Origin of the sequence: Finegoldia magna (genome assembly GCF_018371055.1) — a bacterium.
Lineage (GTDB): Bacteria > Bacillota > Clostridia > Tissierellales > Peptoniphilaceae > Finegoldia > Finegoldia magna_I.
Genome location: NZ_JAGYZD010000282.1, coordinates 1 through 2,000, shown reverse-complemented (window position 1 = coordinate 2,000; position 2,000 = coordinate 1). Strand labels below are relative to the sequence as shown.

Below are 2,000 nucleotides of genomic sequence, written 5' to 3'. Positions count from 1 at the left end.
ATTCTTTCAGATGCGTGGCCATCTCCGTAAGGGTTTGTGGCTTCACTCATTTTGTCGTATTCATTTTTGTCAGAAAGAAGTGTTGTCATTTCGTTGTAGATGTCTTCTTCACAAAGTCCAGTTAATTTTAATGTCCCTGCCTCTACCCCTTCAGGTCTTTCTGTTGTGTCTCTCATTACTAAAACGGGCTTTCCAAGTGCTGGAGCTTCTTCTTGAATTCCACCTGAATCTGTCATTACGAAGAATGATTGTTTCATGAAGTTATGAAAATCAACTACATTCAACGGTTCGATGAGTTTGATTCTAGGATGATTGTCAAATACTTCGTTTGCGATTTCTCGTACTTTTGGATTCAAATGTATAGGATAAATCACATATATATCTTCGTTTTCGTTGACAACTCTTTTAATTGCTCTGAAGGAATTTTTCATGGATTCTCCCAAGTTTTCCCTTCTATGCATTGTTAGAAGAATCATCTTTTTACCTTCGATCAAATTTTCGTTAGAATAATTGTCACGTACTGTTGTTTGAAGTGCGTCTATTACTGTGTTTCCCGTTACGAAAACTTTGGATTCGTCTTTGTTTTCTCTTAGCAGATTATCCCTTGCAGTTGTAGTTGGTGCGAAGTGGAAATCTGCCAACGATCCTATGGCTTGTCTGTTAAATTCTTCTGGATATGGAGAGTATTTGTTGTAAGTTCTAAGTCCAGCTTCCACATGACCTACTGGTATTCTCAAATAAAATGCAGCAAGTCCTGCAACAAAACTTGTCGAAGTGTCTCCATGAACCAAAACAATGTCTGGTTTTTCTTCTTCTAGTATAGATTTTATTTTGTCCAAAATAGTTGTGGTAACATCGAACAAGCTTTGTCCTTTTTTCATGATAGCCAAGTTGTAGTCTTCTTTGATTTCGAAAACGTCCAATACTTGACGTAGCATTTCTTTGTGTTGTCCAGTTACAAGCACACAAACTTCGAATTCGTCTCTTTTTTTGAGTTCTTTTACAAGTGGACACATTTTAATCGCTTCTGGTCTTGTCCCAAAAACCACCATTACTTTTTTCATTTTTTACCTCTTTTTAAAAAAAGGCGCTGCAAATTTAGCGCCCTTTGATTTGTTTTATAATTTGTAGAAATTGTATTTGTTGTCAACATCGATGTTTCTTGTATCAAGTACGACTTTGTCTTTTAATACATCCATGTTTTCTCTGATTTCGTCGTGACCAATCATCACAATTACGAAATCAACATCGTCTAAGAATTTGTTCAAATCGTGGTATTGATTTTCCACAACTTCTCTTTTTACCATTGGATCGTAAACTTTCAATCCATCTCCCAAATGTTCTTTTTGGTGTTGTAATAATTGAAGTGTTGGAGATTCTCTGACATCATCTACGTTTTCTTTGTATGTCAATCCGTAAATACCAACTCTTGAAAAATCTTTTAAGTTGTTTTCTTGCATTATATTGTAAGCGCGTCTAAGAACATATTCTGGCATTGAATCGTTGATTTGACGAGCTTTGTAGATTATTTCAGTAAGAAGTGGATAATCTCCAACTAAAAACCATGGGTCAACTGAAATACAATGTCCACCTACACCAGGTCCTGGTGAAAGAATGTTAACTCTTGGGTGTTTGTTAGAAATTTTGATAACTTCATTGACATCAAGTCCACCTTGGCGACAAATCTTAGCCAATTCGTTTGCGAATGCAATGTTGATATCTCTAAATGTATTTTCAACAACCTTTGTCATTTCAGCAGTTTTGATGTTAGTTAGATTGATTTCACCTTTGCAGAAAGTTGAGTACACTTCCCTAACTTTTTCGCCGTATTTTGGATCGTCAGCTCCGATTGTTCTAGCGTTGTGTTCCAATTCGTAAACCATGTTACCAGGAATAATTCTTTCAGGAGCGTGAACCAAGTTTAATTTCTTGCCTGATTTTTCCATGTATTCATTAACAACAGGTCTGACATATGTGTCGATAGCTCCCGGTGAAACTGT

Annotated in this window: 2 protein-coding genes; both read right to left on the bottom strand. The window is 36.2% G+C overall.

Annotated features, from left to right (window positions below; all coding sequences use genetic code 11):
* On the bottom strand, positions 1-1,064 hold a 1,064-nt coding region (wecB, locus tag KHW44_RS09090; RefSeq protein ID WP_304068717.1), incomplete at its 3' end, for a non-hydrolyzing UDP-N-acetylglucosamine 2-epimerase.
* Between the two features lie 54 nt (positions 1,065-1,118).
* The coding region (locus tag KHW44_RS09085) for a nucleotide sugar dehydrogenase (RefSeq protein WP_304068714.1) at positions 1,119-2,000 on the bottom strand (882 nt) is incomplete at its 5' end.